The following is a 16934-nucleotide window of genomic DNA, read 5'->3' as shown; positions in this document are numbered from 1 at the left end:
TGGAACCAACAGGCCAAACCGGCCAGGAGACCATGATGGACGAATGCAGGCATACGAAGGACATCAAAAAGGTCACGCCGAGTGCGCTCGGCTGCGAGGAATGCCTGAAGAGCGGCTCCTGGTGGGTGCATCTGAGGCTCTGCCGGACCTGCGGCCATGTCGGCTGCTGCGACGACTCGCCCAACCGCCACGCGACGAAGCATTTTCATGCCACGCAGCATCCGATCATCGAGGGCTACGACCCGCCGGAAGGCTGGGGCTGGTGCTTCGTCGACGAGGTGTTCATCGATCTCGAAGGCGACACGACGCCGCAGAACGGCCCGATCCCGAAATTTGTTTGACGGTGCAGGGCAAGCCGGCCGGGCGACGCCTTGTTCAGCGCACCGAGCTCGTCACGGTCGGATCGACGGCGTCGGGCACGGATTTGCGCTCATTGCCGGCGAAGATGCCGATGAGGAGAAGGCTGAGCACAACCGGCACAAACAGGATGGCGACGCGCGCCTGCACGTAAAAGATGGCACGCCATTCGTTTCGCTTTTCGGGGCTATCGTTCATCATGCTCGCTCTGTTGTGCCTCCCCGGGCCGGACATAGAGACGAAGCGTTAAACATCTCCTTCCGATTCGGTTAACGGACGACGATCTGCTGCATCGCAAAGGGCAGCGCTGCCCTCTCTCCGTCCGCTGCGCGGTCAACTCTCCCCACTTCGTCTACGCAATGCACACATCTTCTGTGACTGGCGCGACTGATCAGGCCGACGCTTGATTGCCAGGTGGTTCCCCCAATCCGTCGCTGCTTCGCAGCGCCACCTTTCCCCCTCCGGAGGGAAAGGAAGGGAGCTGGACGGGCGCTGACGGCAAAAAGCTTGGCGCCTTCCTCTACCCCGTCGATCGGGGGAGAGGTGGCTCGGCGAAGCCGAGACGGAGTGGGGGTCGACCAGCGCTACATAAGACAATGCATGCGCCAAGCTGCCATGCACGCTATGGCCAAAGGCCAGCCGCTTGGAAATTGATGCATGCCGTAGCCCACTGCGTGGGGCGAGGAACGGCGCGCCGCCTCACGCATTGGCTTTTCCGCCGATTTCAGGCAAACCTCGTTGCCTGCAAACCGACACGGAGAAGCGTGATGTTCCGATGGGGTGTTCTGTCGACGGCGAAGATCGGCCGCGAGCAGCTTTTGCCGGCAATCGTGGAGTCGGAGAACGGCGTCCTGTCGGCGATCGCCAGCCGCGACCTGTCGAAGGCCAAGGCGCTGGGCGAGCGTTTCGGCGCCCGTCATGCCTTCGGCTCCTATGAGGAACTGCTCGCCTCCAAGGAGGTTGACGGCGTCTACATCCCGCTGCCCACCTCGCAGCATGTCGAATGGACGGCGAAGGCGATCGAGGCCGGAAAACATGTGCTGGTGGAAAAACCGCTGGCGCTCGATGCCAAGGACATTCCGCCGCTGATCAAGCTGCGCGATGAGAAGAAGGTGCTGGTCTGCGAGGCCTTCATGGTCGTCTACCACCCACAATGGATCAAGGTGCGCGACCTCATCGCCAGCGGCGCCATCGGCCGGCTGCGCCATGTGCAGGGCGCGTTTTCCTATTACAATGTCGACCCCAAGAACATGCGCAACCAGCTCGATCTCGGCGGCGGCGCGCTGCCTGACATCGGCGTCTATCCGGCCGTGTCGACGCGCTTTTCGACCGGCAAGGAGCCGCTGCGGGTGCAGGCGACGATCGAGCGCGACAAGACTTTCGGCACCGACATCTATTCCTCGATCCGCGCCGACTTCGGCGATTTCGAGCTGTCCTTCTACCTGTCGACGCAGATGGCGGCGCGGCAGATGATGGTATTCCACGGCGAGAAGGGCTTCATCGAGGTCTTCGCCCCGTTCAATGCCGGGCTCTACGATCACCACCGCATCGAGCTGCACAACCAGAACCACAGCGAGGCGCAGGTGTTTCGCTTCCCGGGCACGCAGCAATACCGGCTGGAGTGCGAAGCCTTCGTGCGCGCCGCGCAAGGCGGCAAGGACCGCGTCTTCACGCTGGAGGAATCGGTGCTCAACCAGAAGGTCATCGACGCCATCTTCCGCGCCGGCGAGAAGGACGGCTGGGAGCCCGTTTGAGACGTCGCGATAAGTTTGCCGGCTAGTTCTGGGAGGGAAAATGGCTGACGCGGACGTGATCATTGTCGGCGCGGGGCTGGCCGGCCTCGTCGCCGCGACGGAGTTGGCGGAGGCCGGCAAGAAAATCATCATCGTCGACCAGGAGCCGGAACAGTCGCTGGGCGGCCAGGCCTTCTGGTCATTCGGCGGGTTGTTCCTGGTCGATTCGCCGGAGCAGCGGCGCATGCGCATCCGCGATTCGCACGACCTCGCGCTCGAGGACTGGATGGGCACGGCCGCCTTCGATCGTCCTGAGGATTTCTGGCCGCGCAAATGGGCGGAAGCCTATGTCGGTTTCGCCGCCAGCGAAAAGCGCTCCTGGCTGATCGAGCGGGGCATGAAATTCTTCCCCGTCGTCGGCTGGGCCGAGCGCGGCGGCGGCAATGCCGTCGGCCACGGCAATTCGGTGCCGCGCTTCCACATCACCTGGGGCACCGGGCCCGGCGTGCTCGAGCCCTTCGTGCTGCGCGTGCGCGAGGCGCAGAAGCGCGGGCTGGTCGAGTTCAGGTTTCGTCACCGGGTCAACGAGATCATCCGCACCGGCGATACAGTGACGGGCGTGCGCGGCGATGTGCTGGAACCGAGCAGCGTCGAACGCGGCCGCAAGAGCGCGCGCGCCGCGACCGGCGATTTCGAGCTTAGCGCGCAAGCGGTGATCGTCGCCTCCGGCGGCATCGGCGGCAATCACGAGCTGGTGCGACAGAACTGGCCGCAACGCCTGGGCGCGCCGCCGAAGCGGATGATCACCGGCGTGCCGGACCATGTCGATGGCCGCATGCTGGCGATAACCGAGGCGGCCGGCGGAAGGGTCATCAACCGCGACCGCATGTGGCACTATGTCGAGGGCATCAGGAACTGGGCGCCGATCTGGACCGAGCACGCGATCCGCATCCTGCCCGGCCCCTCCTCGATTTGGCTCGACGCGCGCGGCAAAAGGCTGCCGGTGCCGCTCTATCCGGGCTTCGACACGCTGGGCACGCTCAGCCACATCATGAGCACCGGCTTCGATTATTCCTGGTTCATCCTGACCAAGAAGATCATCCAGAAGGAGTTCGCGCTGTCGGGCTCCGAGCAGAACCCCGATCTCACTGGCAAAAGCTGGCGGCAGGTGCTGGGCCGCGCGACATCGGGAATTCCCGCCCCGGTGAAGGCGTTCATGGAAAAGGGCGAGGATTTCATCGTCGAGGCCGATCTTGCGAAACTGGTGGCGCGGATGAACGCGCTGGCCGGCGGCGAGCCGCTGCTGGAGGTCGCCCAGGTCGAGCGCGAGATCCGCGCCCGCGACAGGCAGCTCGGCAATCCGTTCTCCAAGGATGCGCAGATCACCGCGCTGCGCGGTGCGCGCTCCTATCTCGGTGACAGGCTGATCCGCACCGCCAAGCCGCACAAGATGCTCGATCCGGCGAACGGCCCGCTGATCGCGGTGCGCCTCAACATCCTGACCCGCAAGACGCTGGGCGGGCTGCAGACCGACCTCGATAGCCGCGTGCTCAATGCCGCCGGCCAGCCGGTGCCGGGGCTTTATGCGGTGGGCGAGGTCGCCGGCTTCGGCGGCGGCGGCGTGCATGGCTATGCGGCGCTGGAAGGCACCTTCCTCGGCGGCTGCATTTTTTCGGGGCGCAGCGCCGGGCGGGCGGCGGCGAAGGCGGTCGCCTGAGCGGTTATCCCCCCTTGAGGCGGTTTAGGGGGAAATTTTTTGTGTCCACGCGAATCCTTTGACCCGCACGAAACGTCTTCCTCATACCAACCGAAGGAGACGACCATGACCTACAATCTCATCCGCTACGGCGTGAAAGACGCAAGCATCGCCGAGAACCGGGCGCTGGTGGCTAAAGTGTTCGAGGCGCTGGATGAAACGCAGCCGCAATCGGTGCGCTATCTGGTGCTCGAACTGGAGAATGGCGAATTCGTCCACCTCGTCGGCTACGACAAGGACAGTTCGGCGTTGACCGAACTCGACGCTTTCAAGGCGTTCGGCGCCGATCATGCCGCGCGGCGTGCGACGCCTCTTGTGAGGGCGCCGGCGAAGATCGTCGGGAATTATCGTATGCTGGCCAAGGCCTATGAAGCCGTGCCCGCCTGATCCGGCACGGCCTCGGCAAGGCGAGAAAGAGGACGATGAGCTCAGCAGGGTTCGGCCGTGCGGAACTTGACGCCATGCTCGTCGGCCTGCGGCCGAAACTTCACCGCTACGCCGCCCGCATGGCCGGCTCGTCGATCGAGGGCGAGGACATCGTGCAGGAGACGGTTGTAAAGGCGCTTGCCGCGTATGATGGCGGCGCCCGCGTCGAGCGCCTCGAGCAGTGGCTGTTCCGCATCGCCCACAATGCGGCGCAGGATCATCTGCGCCGCCGCCAGCGGGAGCGCTCACGTATCACCGAAACCGACATGACGACGATTGAGGATCTCTCGGCCAGCGCCGAGGCGAGGCTTGCGGCGGCAGCAAGCCTGCGCACGTTCATGCAACTCACGCCGGCGCAGCGCAGCGCCGTGGTCCTGATCGACGTGCTCGGTCTCAGCCTTTCCGAAACCTGCGAGGTGACGGGAGCGACTTTGGCTGCAACCAAGGCGGCGCTGCATCGCGGCCGGGCAGAGCTGAAGGCGCTGGCCGCCCGAACGGACCAAGTGGCCATGCCGAAGCTCGACCGGGAGGAGGAGCGCCGGCTGCGCCGCTACATCGACCTGTTCAACGCACGCGACTTCGACGGGGTCAGGACGCTGGTCGCCGAGGACGTCCAGGTCGACGTCCTCAATCGCGCCCGCCTCAACGGCAAGAAGGAAGCCTCGACCTATTTCGGCAACTACGACCGCCTCGGCGACTGGGCGCTGTCGCTCGGCTTCGTCGACGGCCAGCCGGCGATCCTGATCCGCAACCCGCAGGCGCACGATGCGGTGCGCGGCTTCATGCTGATCGACTGGCGCGGCGATGAGGTCGTGCGCATTCGCGATTTCCGGCACGTCCCTTATTCCGTCGTCGAGGCGGATATCTGCTTCCTTGCCGATTGAGCTGCGACGCATCCGCAAGCTGATCGAGCCGCTGCCTGCGGAGATGATCCCGCAGAGCGCGCGCAAAACGATACGCCTTCGCGGGGGAGATCGGCGCTCCGTCACATCATCGTGAACGTCACGTGGCATGAATTGCCGATCGGAACGCCATCTCAAATCCGCCGCAAAGGCAAATCAACTGGCCCACCATCGTCAGCCAATTGTCTTTTCGCCAATCACGGCATAGTGCGAGCCATCACGGGCTCGCGGGTCCTCCAATGTCTCTGAATGAAGCAAGCAAGCCCGCCAAGAAAAACGCGCCCAAAGCCAAACCAGTGACGGAATCGCCACCGCGCGATCAGATCCTGATCGGCCCTGATTTCATACATAAGGGCGAGCCGCACGAGAGGCTTGACCGCTTCTTCGGCGATCTGGCGAGCCGCTTCGACGCAGCACCGGCGGTGATTTCCGGCGGCCGGCCCTGGTCATACCGCGAGCTGAACAGCCGTGCCAACCAGTTCGCGCATCTGCTGATCGAGCGCGGCGTGAAGCCGGGCGACAGGATAGGCCTTTTGCTGGACCGCTCCGCCGAAACCTATATCGCCATCCTTGCCGTGATGAAGGCCGGGGCGGCCTTCGTCCCTTTAGCCACAGCCTTCCCCGAAGATCGTATGGTGATGATCATCGAGGACGCCAATGTCACGATGGTGATCAGCGTCTCCGGTTACGCCGCGCGCGTGGCGCGCCTGCCGGTTCCGCATATCTCGATCGACTCGGCGGAATCCGAAATCGCTCTCAAGCCGGAAACGGCGCCCCTGCCGGAGGGCAGCCAGGACCAGACCTGTTACATTCTCTACACGTCCGGCACCACGGGCAAGCCGAAAGGCGTGGTCATCACGCATCAGAGCTTCTGCAACTTCATCCGCGTTGCCGCAGCATCCTACGGGTACCAGCCGGGCGACCGCGTGTATCAGGGCATGACCATCGCTTTCGACTTCTCCTCGGAGGAGATATGGGTGCCTTTTGCCGCCGGCGCCACGATCGTGCCGGCGCCCGGCCAGCAGCCCCTCGTGGGCGAGGAGCTGGCCAGCTTCCTGCGCGAGCATCACATCACCTGCATGGCCTGCAGTCCGACGCTTTTGTCGTCGATCGAGAGCGACGCGCCCAGCCTGCGCACGATCCTGGTCGGCGGCGAAGCCTGCTCGCAAAAGCTCGTGGTGCGCTGGGCGAAGCCCGGCCGCCAGATCCTGAACACCTATGGCCCGACCGAGGCGACGGTCACTGCCACCATGGGTTTGCTGACGCCGGACGAACCGGTGACCATCGGCAGGCCGCTACCGACCTATTCGATAGCCATTCTCGACCCCGAAAAGCCGAAGGTGCTGACCGGCGATCAGCTGGGCGAGATCTGCATCGGTGGCATGGGCGTTGCGGTAGGCTACCTCAATCGGCCGGAACTCACCGAGCAGCGATTCATCAAGGATTTCATCGGCCTGCCGAACAATCCCAGCGGCCGCATCTACCGGACGGGCGATCTCGGCCGCATCAACGACAAGGGCGAGATCGAATACCACGGCCGCATCGACACGCAGGTGAAAATCCGCGGCTACCGCATCGAGCTGGGCGAGATCGAGGCCGTGCTGCTGGAACAGCCGGGCATCGCGCAGGCGGCGGTCACGACATGGGAAATCGAGCCCGAGCGCACGGAACTGGTCGCCTATTACGCCCCAAGGAGCGGAGGCGACAGTGTGGATCGCACCATGCTCGTGCGGGAACTCAAGCAGCGGCTGCCCGACTACATGGTTCCGGCCTATCTGGAGCAGCTGCCCGCGATCCCGATGACCGTCTCCAACAAGGTCGACCTGAGAAAGCTGCCAAAGCCGACCAGCGCGCGCGTCGCGGCCGGCCATGCGATGATCGACCCGCGCAACGAGGACGAGAGGTTCCTGGTCGAAACGCTGCAGGACGTGCTGAAATTCGAGGACATCTCCATCGAAGACCACTTCTTCGACGACCTCGGCGCGAACTCGCTGTTGATGGCGAGGTTCTGCGCGCGCATCCGCTCCCGCAAGGCCTGGTCGACGACCTCGATGCGCGACGTCTACCTGCATCCCACGGTCGCGAAGCTCGCCGAGCACCTGCGCGCGCCGCAGATGGCCGCGGTTGCGGCGAGCGAGCCGATGCTGACGCATCGCGCTTCCAGCTTTGCCTATTGGAGCACGGGCTTGGGGCAGATCATGTTCTACGCGCTCTACAGCTATGGCTCGCTCTGGGCGATCAATGACGGGCTCAACTGGGTCTATGACGCGCTGGACGACCCGGTGCAGCTCTATCTGCGCTGCGTTCTTTTGTCCGCCAGCGTCTTCTTCGGGCTCAGCGGCTTTGCCATCATCGCCAAATGGCTGCTGGTCGGCCGCTGGAAGGCCGAGACGTTCCCGATCTGGGGCTGGCGTTATTATCGCTTCTGGGTCGTCAAGACGCTGGTTCGCAGCGCGCCGGTGGTGCTGTTCCGCGGCAGCCCGCTATACAGCCTCTATTTGCGCCTGCTCGGCGCTCGGCTCGGCAACCGCACCGTCATCGAGTGCCGCTCCGTTCCGGTCTGCACCGACCTGATCAGCATCGGCGACAATTCGATCCTGCGCAAGGATACCATGATCCTGGGCTTCCGCGCCCAGGCGGGCTACATCCACACCGGCCCGCTCGACATCGGCCACAACGCTTTCGTCGGCGTCGGCTCAACGTTGGACATCGACACCCGCATCGGCGACGGCGCCCAGCTGGGCCACGCTTCGTCGCTGCATCGCGGACAGGCGATTCCTGCCGGCGAGCGCTGGCACGGATCGCCGGCGATCCCGACCGAGGCGAACTATTGCACGGTTCCCAATGTGCCGCTGTCGCACGCGCGCCGGATCATCTACGAAGCGATCCAGCTCTTCATCCTCTTCGCCATCGTCACGCCGTTCCCGCTTCTGTTCCACACCTACTGGGAGAATGTCGGCGACGATTATCAGGAGACCATCGGCATCGTGGCGATCGGCACCACGGTGACGGTGGCGGGCTTCGTCATCGGCGGCGTGCTGCTGGCAGCCATCGTGCCGCGGCTGTTCAACCTCATGCTGAAGCCCGGCCGAAACTATTCGCTCTACGGCTTTCACTACTGGCTGCAATCGATGCTGGAGCTGGTAAGCAACGTGCGACTTCTGAATGTGCTGTTCGGCGACAGCTCGGCCATCGTTTATTATTTGCGCGCCATCGGCTGGCGGCTGAACAAAGTGAACCAGACGGGGTCGAATTTCGGCACCAACCAGCGGCATGAAAACCCGCAGCTCAGCGAGATCGGTTCGGAAACCATGGTGTCCGACGGCCTGTTCATGGTCAACATGCAGAAGTCCGCCAATTCCTTCCGCCTCGAGCACACGCGCATCGGCGAGCGCAACTTCTTCGGCAACAACATCATCTATTCGCCGGATTCCCGCACCGGCGACAATTGCCTGCTCGGAACCAAGGTGCATGTACCGGTCGATGGTCCCTTGCGCGAGAATGTCGGGCTGCTGGGGTCGCCGCCCTTTGAAATCCCGCGCATGGTCAATCGCGACAAGGAGCTGCTCGGATTGATCTCCGATGAGGAGCGCCGCCGCCGGCTGCCGCTGAAGAACCTCCACAATCTGGTCACCGCGCTGCTGTTCTTGGCCGCGCAGTGGCTGATCCTGTTCCTGACGCTCGCTATCTGGGACAGGGCGCTCAACTACTACAACGAATGGGAGCAGACGGCGCTGTTCGTGGCGGTGGTGCTGACCACGGCGATCGGCATTCCGTTCTATGTCTTCCTGGAACGCGTCAGCCTCGGTTTCCGCCGGCTGAAGCCCAGGATGGCGACGATCTACGACCCGGTCTTCTGGCGGCACGAACGCCATTGGAAACTGTCCGATTCGCCGATCATGGGCCTGTTCACCGGCACCCCGTTCAGGCCGCTGCTCCTGCGTCTGGTGGGCGTTAAGGTCGGGCGGCGCGTCTATGACGGGGGAAGCATCATCACCGAGCGGTCGCTGGTGGAGATCGGCGACGACGCGACGCTCAACGAGGGCTGCGTCATCCAGGCGCATTCGCTGGAGGAAGGCGCGTTCAAGTCCGACTACATCCGCATCGGCAATGGCTGCACGCTCGCCCCCGCCGCCTTCGTCCACTACGCCGTGGCAATGGGCGAGGGATCCGTGGCGGACCTCGATTGCTTCGTCATGAAGGGCGAAGTGCTGGAGCCCAACACCGTGTGGCGCGGCAACCCGGCGAAGCTCTATGGCGTGGTGACGCCGATCGACGCGCGCGCGATCAAGATCGGGCAGAAACAGTGAAGCGTGCCGCCGACGCGCGGACAGGCGACCGCCCGGTTGTCCTGCGTCCCGTCGGCGAAGATAACCGGGCGGCGATCCTGGCGCTCGAGCTGACGCCCGAGCAGCAAGGCTTCGTCGCTTCAAATGTCGACTCGCTGGAAGAGGCCGGGGAGGATGACGAGGCCATCGCCCGCGCTGTAGTTGCGGCCGGGCGCGTCGTCGGATTCCTGATGTACAGCGCTCCGGAGGACGATGACGAGGCGATCATCTATCGTTTCATGATCGACCGCCGCGAACAGGGCAAGGGCCTCGGCCGTGCCGCGGTTGCCCGGGTGCTGGAGGAGATCGCGCAGCTCGGCCACATACGCCGCGTCTCGATCTGCTACGAACCGGACAACGAGGCGGCGCGCCGGCTCTATGCCGGCTTCGGTTTCGTCGAGACGGAACTGGACGAGGATGGCGAGATGATTGCCGTGCTCCAATTGAGCAGCAAGTGATCACACGGCCGGACGACGCGCGACCGGACGTCGAGAGCGCCGTCGAGCAGGCGCTGGCCGGCTTCGCGCAGCCCGGCCTCGTCACCGGCTGCCGTCTTATTCGTGCCGGCGACGAGCAATACATCCTGCCGGCGGAAGGCGCTTCCATCGTCACGCGCAAACAGAGGGCGCGCGCCGCCACTGGAGCAGGCCGTCAGGTCGCGCATGAATTGCTGCGGCGCCTGAGCTGTGCGGATCTCGCCGTCTTGCGGAGCCAATTGGGAAACCCGATCTGGCCTGCAGGTATCGTCGGTTCAATCGCGCATGACGACGAACTTGCCGTGGCAGTCGCCGCGCGATCCGACGCGATGAGAAGCGTGGGCGTCGACATTGAGCCTGCCCTGCCCCTGCCGCACGACCTCCAAGGCATGGTGGCAACGCCGCAGGACCGCCTGGGCGATCTTGATTCCGGTATAGGCAGCCGCATTCTGTTTGCGATCAAGGAGGCGGTCTACAAGGCCTCGTTTCCGCTCGACGGCCGCGTGCTGGGCTTTGAGGACATCGCCGTCGATCTCACCTCGGGCGAGGCGGTCACTTCATCGGGCAATCGGTTGACCGTGCGCTTCACCATCTCGCCCAGAATCCTGGCGCTGGCTTACCCGGCATAGGCGCGCCCTGCCCTGCCCTGACATTTCAGGGTGGGCGTTTGAACGACGAATAGCGTCCGAAGATTCGAACTGCGAGCCTCGAATAAGCGGTCTGGCGGAGGGCGCGTCGGACGACGGAGATCAGGCGGGAGCGTAGGCTAACCTGATCACATCCTCGATCCGGTCATGAGCCATCAGGCGGAGCGGCGGTCGGGGTCCGGCGAAATAAGGCTTGCCGTGGCCAAGCACCACCGGGTGCAGGTAGATCCGATACTCGTCGATCAGGCCCAGCTGGGTGAGGCTTCGCGCCAAATCCGGGCCGGCGACCTCGATCTCGCCGTCGCGCTCGGCCTTCAGCTTTCGGATAGCGTCCCCGAGATCGCCCTCGACAAGCCTTGCGTTGGGACCGACGGACTCCATCGAGCGTGAGACGACCCATTTCGGCTGGCGCCGCCACGCCGCCGCGTAGGCAAGTCGCTCGGCATCCCATTCAGGATGCTCGTCGTCCCAGTAGCGCATGATCTCATACATGCGGCGACCGTAGATGCTGCCCGCCTGACGCTCGGCCTCCTCGATGAAGTGGCGGAAAAGCGCGGGGCTCGGCCCGAAGGCCGTGTGATCGACGTAGCCGTCCAGCGACTGGTTCATTCCGAACACGAGCTTGGCCATTGTCTGTTCCTCACACGGCATCACAAATCTAATTGCATTGTGCAATCGGTTCAGATTAGGCCGACTGATTTTATTTTGCAATTGGTTCTGCCGCATACATAAACGCAACACGTTTCGGGCCGGATGATCGCCCGATCCTTTGCTGCAGTTCTCCCAACCGCGCAAATCCATCCGACGATGCAAAGCCGTTTCAAAACGGCCATTTGAAAACGGTGGGATTCAGCTAAACATCTGAAATTGCTGGCGCGCCCGAAGAGATTCGAACTCCTGACCCCCAGATTCGTAGTCTGGTGCTCTATCCAGCTGAGCTACGGGCGCGCAACAGGCCGTGCATGACACAGGCCCCGCGATCCGGTCGAGAAGGCCGGCCGCGATGTGGAGTGTTCCCTAACGACTGAATTTGCGAAAAGCAAGCCGATCCGGCAAAAGTTTTGTCGCAGGTGGTTTTGCCGTGCCTGAGGTGTATCGAGATTCAGGTCAGGCCGAGTCGAAAATGGTGGTTTCTGAGAACCGGAGCGGAGCGTACTTAAAGTACGTGAGCACCGGAAGCGCAGGAAGCCGCCATTTGCAGGCCGGCCTCACCTGAATATCGGCATACCTCAAGCCGGGCGGCGCAGGCCGTTGCGCGCTTGATCGAGCCGCACCGGCTGGTCGGGAATGGTGACGGCGAAGACGGTGCGGCCGCCGATCGATTCGACCAGCTCGACCGTGCCGCCATGAGCGCGGATCAGCTCGTGCGCGATCGCCAGGCCAAGCCCGGTGCCGCCGCTGCGCGCCGAGCCGCGGAAGGCGGCGAACAGGTTCTCGCGCGCCTTGGGCGGCAGGCCGGGTCCGGTGTCGGTGACGGTGATGCGGCTGACGCTGCCCTGGCGCTCGGCCGCGACCGCCAGCCGGCGCACCACCGCGCTTTCGGTGTCGGCTGCCATCGCCTGCACGGAGTTGCGGCAGAGATTGGTGAGCACCCGGAACAGCTGGTCGGAATCGGCATCGACCTCGAAGGCGTGCTCGATGGCGTTGATGAACTCGATGCCCTCCTCGATGTCGAGCAGGCCGTGCACGTCGTCGACCAACTGGCGCAGTCGCACGCGGCGGCGCGACGGCGCCGGCTCCTGCGTACGGCCATAGTGAAGCACACCTTCGGAGTAGGAGACGGCGCGGTCGAGGGCGCGCAGAAGCTTCGGCGCGAAGGCCTGCACGGTCGGGTCCTTCACCTGGCGCAGGCGATCCGACATCAGTTGCGCGGACGCCAGGATGTTGCGCATGTCGTGGTTTATCTTGGAGACGGCCAGGCCCAGGTCCGCGAGATGCTTCTGCTCCGACAGCATCTTCTGCAGCCGGTCCTGCATCTGCGACAGCTCGCGTTCGGCGACCCCGATCTCGTCGGCACGGTCGGCGGGGCGGATGACGCGGCCGGGATCGTCGGGCGCCTCGGAGAAGGCCAGGATCGAACGTGTCATGGTGCGGATCGGCCCGATCATGATCAGGTCGATCGCCGCATAGACCAGCATGGCGGTGAACAGTGAAATGAGCAGCGATACGACGGCGACGTTGCGCGAGTATCTCAGCATAGCGTCGCGCAAACGGTAGTCCGGCATGATCAGCTCGAATTCCTTGTCGCTGTCGCCGACCGGGCCGAAGACGCGCAGCATGCGCTTGCCGCCGAAAAACAGCGTGTCGAGCGCGCCGGTCATGCCGTTGATCAGGCCGACATTGGCTATATCGATGTGCGCGTCGACCTGTGGCGGCATGTCGGCGACCACCAGAAGCCGTGAGACGCCGCCATCGCGCACGGCGATCGCCTTGGCGCCGATCGCCATCAGCACATCGTTCTGGGCGTTGTGCGACAGCGAGTTGGGCTCGCCCTGCAACAGCACGATCGACACCGCGGCGGCTGTGCTCAGGCGCTCCTTCAGCCAGTTGACCCGGTAGCTGGCGATCCAGGGCAGGAAGATCAGGATCTCAGCCAGCAGCACGAAGGCGATGGTGAGTAAAAGCAGCTTGGTCGACAGACCGCGCGTCAACGGCACCCGGCGCGACGAATTCGCCGCCGCCGGCTGTGCCTTCTCGTTCGTGGGCAGAGTTTCACTCGTCATTGACGCGCATTCACAAAGGCTTGATCGGCCAAGATTATGCGATTTGCGGTCTTTTTGCCAATTTCATCGTCGGCTCGGCGAAAAATGCCTCGCGGCGGGGCGGATTGACTTCCAAAGACCTTCTTTCTATAAGCCCGCTCACGCTCGGGCCATTCGTCCCGGCGCGGTTTCGATCGCGCCTAGGCCGGCCCGGCAAAGCTCCTGTTACACGGTGACAGAATCAAGAAGGGCCGCACCCCGCGGTATTAAAACAAATGAAGCGTACCTACCAACCGTCCAAGCTCGTCCGTAAGCGCCGGCATGGTTTCCGTGCCCGCATGGCCACCAAGGGTGGCCGTGGCGTCGTTGCCGCCCGTCGCAACCGCGGCCGCAAGCGGCTCAGCGCCTGAACGAAAGACGAGATCGTTGCCCGCACCCGGCAAGCCACAGGGGAAAACTCCCGGGCGGCTTCTGAAACGCGCGGATTTCTTGGCTGTGCGCGGCGGCGAGAAACGCCGCGGGCGGCTTTTTCTCGTTGAAGTTCTCGACCGCGGCGATGACCTTGCGCCGCGCGTCGGCTACACAGTCACCAAGAAGGTCGGCAACGCCGTGGTGCGCAACCGCGTCCGGCGGCGGCTGAGGGAAGCCGTGCGCGTTCATGCCGCCGATGACATGGCGCCCGGCAATGACTATGTCATCGTCGGGCGTGAAGACGTGCTTGCCATTCCGTTCGGCCAGTTGAAGGCCGAGCTCTCCCGCCGGCTGCGCGGAACACGATAGGCCAAGGGCTTCGATGGAAAACAACCGCAATTTCTTCATCACCATCGCGCTGTCGGTGCTGATCCTGACGCTCTGGCAGGTGTTCTACATGAACCCGCGCATGGAACAGCAGCGCGAGCAGGCCCGCATCGAGCAACAGCGCGCCGAGGCGCAGAAGAAGGAAGCGCAGGGCACCAATCCAGGCGCGGCCGGAACGCCGGCCCCGACCGCCGGCGCCATCCCCAGCGCGCCCGGCAGCGACAGCGTGACCGCGGCCAGCCGCGACCAGGCGATTGCCGCCACCAAGCGCGTCAAGATCGACACGCCCAGCCTCGAGGGCTCGATCAACCTGACCGGCGCGCGCCTCGACGACCTGAGGCTCAAGCACTACACCGAGACGGTCGACAAGAACTCGCCCGAGATCGAGCTGCTCAACCCGTCGTCGCTGCCCAATGGCTATTTCGCCGAGATCGGCTTCGTCGGCAACGACACCACCGGCACTGTGCCCGGCGCGGATACGGTGTGGAGCGTCGACGGCAATCCGACGCTGACGCCCTCGACGCCGGTGACGCTGACCTTCACCAACGACAAAGGCCTGACGTTCAAGCGCACCATCTCGATCGACAACGAATACATGTTCACCGTTTCCGACACGGTGCAGAATTCGGGAACGGCCGCCGTCTCGCTGTACAATTACGGGCGCGTCACCCGTTTCGACAAGCCGGCCGTCGCCAGCACCTATGTGCTGCATGAGGGCCTGATCGGAGTGACCGGCAGCGAGGGGCTGCAGGAATACAAATACGCCAAGATCGAGAAGGACAAGGAATACACGCCCAGCAAGTCGACCAATGGCTGGCTCGGCATCACCGACAAATACTGGGCCGTGACGCTCATCCCGACGGAGAAGCAGCCCTTCCAGCCGAAATTCTCCTATTTCGAGTTCAAGGACGGGCCGCACAGCCACAGCTACCAGTCCGACTACCTGTCCGACGCAATCAGCATCGCGCCCGGCCAGTCGACGACGGTCGAATCCGAAATCTTCGCCGGCGCCAAGGAAGTCTCGACCATCAACGCCTATGCCAAGGACCGGCAGATCCGCCAGTTCGACCTTTTGATCGACTGGGGCTGGTTCTATTTCATCACCAAGCCGATGTTCTGGCTCATCGACACGCTCTACAAATTCTTCGGCAATTTCGGGCTGGCGATCCTCGCCACCACCGTCGTCGTCAAGGCCATCTTCTTCCCGCTCGCCAACAAGTCCTATGCCTCGATGGCGAACATGAAGAAGGTGCAGCCGAAGATGGTCGAGATCCGCGAGAAATACGCGGACGACAAGATGAAGCAGCAGCAGGCGATGATGGAGCTCTACAAGACCGAGAAGATCAATCCTCTGGCCGGCTGCTGGCCGGTGGCGCTGCAGATCCCGGTCTTCTTCTCGCTCTACAAGGTGCTCTACATCACCATCGAGATGCGGCACGCGCCGTTCTTCGGCTGGATCCACGACCTCGCGGCGCCCGATCCGACGTCGATCTTCAACTTGTTCGGCCTGTTGCCGTTCGCGGCGCCCGCCTTCCTGCCGCATATGGGCGCCTGGGCGGTGGTCATGGGCATCACCATGTTCCTGCAGATGCGCATGAACCCGGCGCCGCCGGACCCGACGCAGGCGGCGATCTTCACCTGGATGCCGGTGATCTTCACCTTCATGATGGGCAGCTTCCCGGCCGGCCTCGTCATCTACTGGGCCTGGAACAACACGCTGTCGATCCTGCAGCAGGGCGTGATCATGAAGCGCCAGGGCGCCAAGATCGAGTTGTGGGACAATCTGGCATCGATTTTCCGCAAGAAACCATCGCCGGCGGAATAGACGGCTCCTGAACTGCTAAGACGAAAAAACCCCGGCATAGTTTTGTCCGGGGTTTTTGTTGATCAGGCCCAGCGATCAGCCGTCAACCTTCGAGATTGGCCATGGCCATGCTCCCGGCTTCATTCCCGGGCGGAGCAAGCAGCGAAAAAAAGCCCGGCGCTAAGCCGGGCTTTCGATGGGGTGTCGCGCCGGTTAGCCTCAGCTCACCTGGACCTTGCCAGCTGCAGCCTGGTCCTCGGCGATGCGCTGCTGGAACATCTGCGCGAAATCGATCGGATCGAGCATCAGCGGCGGGAAGCCGCCATTGCGGGTGGCGTCGGCGACGATCTGGCGGGCGAAGGGGAACAGAAGCCGCGGGCATTCGATGAACAGCAGCGGCAGCATGTGCTCCTGCGGAAAGCCGCTGATGGCGAAGACGCCGCCATAGACCAGCTCGACGTTGAACAGCACTTCCTGGTCGAAGGAGGCCTTGGCGTTCAGCGTCAAATTGACGTCGAACTGCTTGTCCGAGAGCGGGTTGGCGTTGACGTTGACATTGATTGCGATGCCCGGAGCCTTGTCGCGGCCGCGCAGCGAATTCGGGGCGCCGGGGCTTTCGAAGGATAGGTCCTTCACATATTGCGCAAGCACATTGAGCGAGGGCTGGTTTTGGGTGCCGTTGCCGTTGGCGGCGCCGGTCGCGGCGTCATCGTTGCTGGCCATGAGCCTTTAAGTCCTTTTGCCTGGGCAGCATTGCTGACCGGATTGAAATCGCGGGTTCGCTACCATGCTCGGCCGGACAAAACAAGTTTTGCCGCCCTCATCGGCGGAAGGAACAGGACAGCGCGAACGGCGGGGATTGGCAGGAGCCTCCCAAACTCGTCATTCCAGGGCGGAGCAGCCGCGAAGCGGCGTCGCGGAGACCCTGGAATCCTGTGTGTTGGTTCTGGTGTATGGTTGAAGTGGGAAGGAGACCGAATGAATCCTGGTCGTCCTTTCGGACAG

Annotated in this window: 15 protein-coding genes and 1 tRNA gene; 11 read left to right on the top strand and 5 right to left on the bottom strand. The window is 63.6% G+C overall.

What is annotated here, in order from left to right; all coding sequences use genetic code 11:
• Positions 1–32 precede the first annotated feature (32 nt).
• Positions 33–341 carry a UBP-type zinc finger domain-containing protein gene (locus LB529_RS20175; protein WP_224639920.1) on the top strand — a complete coding sequence of 103 codons (309 nt, stop codon included), beginning with the start codon at positions 33–35 and terminating at the stop codon, positions 339–341.
• A gap of 34 nt (positions 342–375) precedes the next feature.
• Here LB529_RS20175 and LB529_RS20170 read toward each other — a convergent pair whose 3' ends face one another.
• Entirely contained in the window at positions 376–555 is a 180-nt protein-coding gene (locus tag LB529_RS20170; RefSeq protein WP_181174984.1) for a hypothetical protein, read from the bottom strand.
• Positions 556–1124: 569 nt separating this feature from the next.
• Here LB529_RS20170 and LB529_RS20165 point away from each other — a divergent pair.
• The 7 genes from LB529_RS20165 (at position 1125) to LB529_RS20135 (ending at position 10607) form a co-directional block, all read left to right on the top strand.
• Positions 1125–2111 carry a Gfo/Idh/MocA family protein gene (locus LB529_RS20165; RefSeq protein WP_224712120.1) on the top strand — a complete coding sequence of 329 codons (987 nt, stop codon included), beginning with the start codon at positions 1125–1127 and terminating at the stop codon, positions 2109–2111.
• 40 nt (positions 2112–2151) lie between these two features.
• Positions 2152–3807, top strand: a complete 1656-nt coding sequence (locus tag LB529_RS20160; protein WP_224712119.1) for an FAD-binding dehydrogenase — start codon at positions 2152–2154, stop codon at positions 3805–3807.
• 105 nt (positions 3808–3912) lie between these two features.
• Entirely contained in the window at positions 3913–4233 is a 321-nt protein-coding gene (locus LB529_RS20155) for a hypothetical protein (protein WP_224712118.1), read from the top strand.
• 35 nt (positions 4234–4268) lie between these two features.
• The gene (locus tag LB529_RS20150; protein ID WP_224712117.1) at positions 4269–5156 is read left to right on the top strand and encodes an RNA polymerase sigma factor; all 888 of its coding nucleotides are present in this window, start codon (positions 4269–4271) and stop codon (positions 5154–5156) included.
• 314 nt (positions 5157–5470) lie between these two features.
• Complete coding sequence (locus tag LB529_RS20145) at positions 5471–9484, top strand: Pls/PosA family non-ribosomal peptide synthetase (RefSeq protein WP_224712116.1); 4014 nt, start codon at positions 5471–5473, stop codon at positions 9482–9484.
• Complete coding sequence (locus tag LB529_RS20140; RefSeq protein WP_224712115.1) at positions 9481–9960, top strand: GNAT family N-acetyltransferase; 480 nt, start codon at positions 9481–9483, stop codon at positions 9958–9960. Before LB529_RS20145 ends, LB529_RS20140 begins: the two co-directional genes overlap by 4 nt.
• Complete coding sequence (locus LB529_RS20135; protein ID WP_224712114.1) at positions 9957–10607, top strand: 4'-phosphopantetheinyl transferase; 651 nt, start codon at positions 9957–9959, stop codon at positions 10605–10607. Before LB529_RS20140 ends, LB529_RS20135 begins: the two co-directional genes overlap by 4 nt.
• Positions 10608–10727: 120 nt before the next feature.
• Here LB529_RS20135 and LB529_RS20130 read toward each other — a convergent pair whose 3' ends face one another.
• From LB529_RS20130 to LB529_RS20120, 3 genes are all read right to left on the bottom strand, one after another.
• The gene (locus LB529_RS20130) at positions 10728–11255 is read right to left on the bottom strand and encodes a dihydrofolate reductase family protein (RefSeq protein WP_224526093.1); all 528 of its coding nucleotides are present in this window, start codon (positions 11253–11255) and stop codon (positions 10728–10730) included.
• Between the two features lie 241 nt (positions 11256–11496).
• Positions 11497–11573 (bottom strand) — tRNA-Arg (locus LB529_RS20125).
• A 281-nt stretch (positions 11574–11854) separates the two neighbouring features.
• Entirely contained in the window at positions 11855–13348 is a 1494-nt protein-coding gene (locus LB529_RS20120) for a sensor histidine kinase (RefSeq protein WP_224526091.1), read from the bottom strand.
• A 254-nt stretch (positions 13349–13602) separates the two neighbouring features.
• Here LB529_RS20120 and rpmH point away from each other — a divergent pair, with 254 nt between their 5' ends.
• Genes rpmH through yidC form a run of 3 tightly spaced genes read left to right on the top strand, consistent with a single transcriptional unit; the run spans position 13603 to position 15950 of the window.
• Positions 13603–13737, top strand: a complete 135-nt coding sequence (rpmH, locus tag LB529_RS20115) for a 50S ribosomal protein L34 (RefSeq protein ID WP_008833937.1) — start codon at positions 13603–13605, stop codon at positions 13735–13737.
• A gap of 16 nt (positions 13738–13753) precedes the next feature.
• The gene (gene rnpA, locus LB529_RS20110) at positions 13754–14107 is read left to right on the top strand and encodes a ribonuclease P protein component (RefSeq protein WP_095767954.1); all 354 of its coding nucleotides are present in this window, start codon (positions 13754–13756) and stop codon (positions 14105–14107) included.
• Between the two features lie 13 nt (positions 14108–14120).
• Positions 14121–15950, top strand: coding sequence for a membrane protein insertase YidC (gene yidC, locus LB529_RS20105; RefSeq protein ID WP_224712113.1), 1830 nt, complete (start codon positions 14121–14123; stop codon positions 15948–15950).
• 198 nt (positions 15951–16148) lie between these two features.
• Here the strand turns inward: yidC and secB are convergent, their stop codons facing one another.
• Complete coding sequence (secB, locus tag LB529_RS20100) at positions 16149–16652, bottom strand: protein-export chaperone SecB (protein ID WP_095767956.1); 504 nt, start codon at positions 16650–16652, stop codon at positions 16149–16151.
• Positions 16653–16934: the final 282 nt, after the last annotated feature.

The sequence above is a fragment of the Mesorhizobium sp. CA5 genome (assembly GCF_020165105.1).
Classification (GTDB): domain Bacteria; phylum Pseudomonadota; class Alphaproteobacteria; order Rhizobiales; family Rhizobiaceae; genus Mesorhizobium.
This window is presented reverse-complemented; position numbering and strand designations above follow the sequence as displayed.

Bases quoted from the DNA above. Each gene is read 5' to 3' on its own strand.
- LB529_RS20175 (WP_224639920.1), top strand. From the start codon at position 33: ATGATGGACGAATGCAGGCATACGAAGGACATCAAAAAGGTCACGCCG.
- LB529_RS20170 (WP_181174984.1), bottom strand. From the start codon at position 555: ATGAACGATAGCCCCGAAAAGCGAAACGAATGGCGTGCCATCTTTTAC.
- LB529_RS20165 (WP_224712120.1), top strand. From the start codon at position 1,125: ATGTTCCGATGGGGTGTTCTGTCGACGGCGAAGATCGGCCGCGAGCAG.
- LB529_RS20160 (WP_224712119.1), top strand. From the start codon at position 2,152: ATGGCTGACGCGGACGTGATCATTGTCGGCGCGGGGCTGGCCGGCCTC.
- LB529_RS20155 (WP_224712118.1), top strand. From the start codon at position 3,913: ATGACCTACAATCTCATCCGCTACGGCGTGAAAGACGCAAGCATCGCC.
- LB529_RS20150 (WP_224712117.1), top strand. From the start codon at position 4,269: ATGAGCTCAGCAGGGTTCGGCCGTGCGGAACTTGACGCCATGCTCGTC.
- LB529_RS20130 (WP_224526093.1), bottom strand. From the start codon at position 11,255: ATGGCCAAGCTCGTGTTCGGAATGAACCAGTCGCTGGACGGCTACGTC.
- LB529_RS20120 (WP_224526091.1), bottom strand. From the start codon at position 13,348: ATGACGAGTGAAACTCTGCCCACGAACGAGAAGGCACAGCCGGCGGCG.
- rpmH (WP_008833937.1), top strand. From the start codon at position 13,603: ATGAAGCGTACCTACCAACCGTCCAAGCTCGTCCGTAAGCGCCGGCAT.
- yidC (WP_224712113.1), top strand. From the start codon at position 14,121: ATGGAAAACAACCGCAATTTCTTCATCACCATCGCGCTGTCGGTGCTG.
- secB (WP_095767956.1), bottom strand. From the start codon at position 16,652: ATGGCCAGCAACGATGACGCCGCGACCGGCGCCGCCAACGGCAACGGC.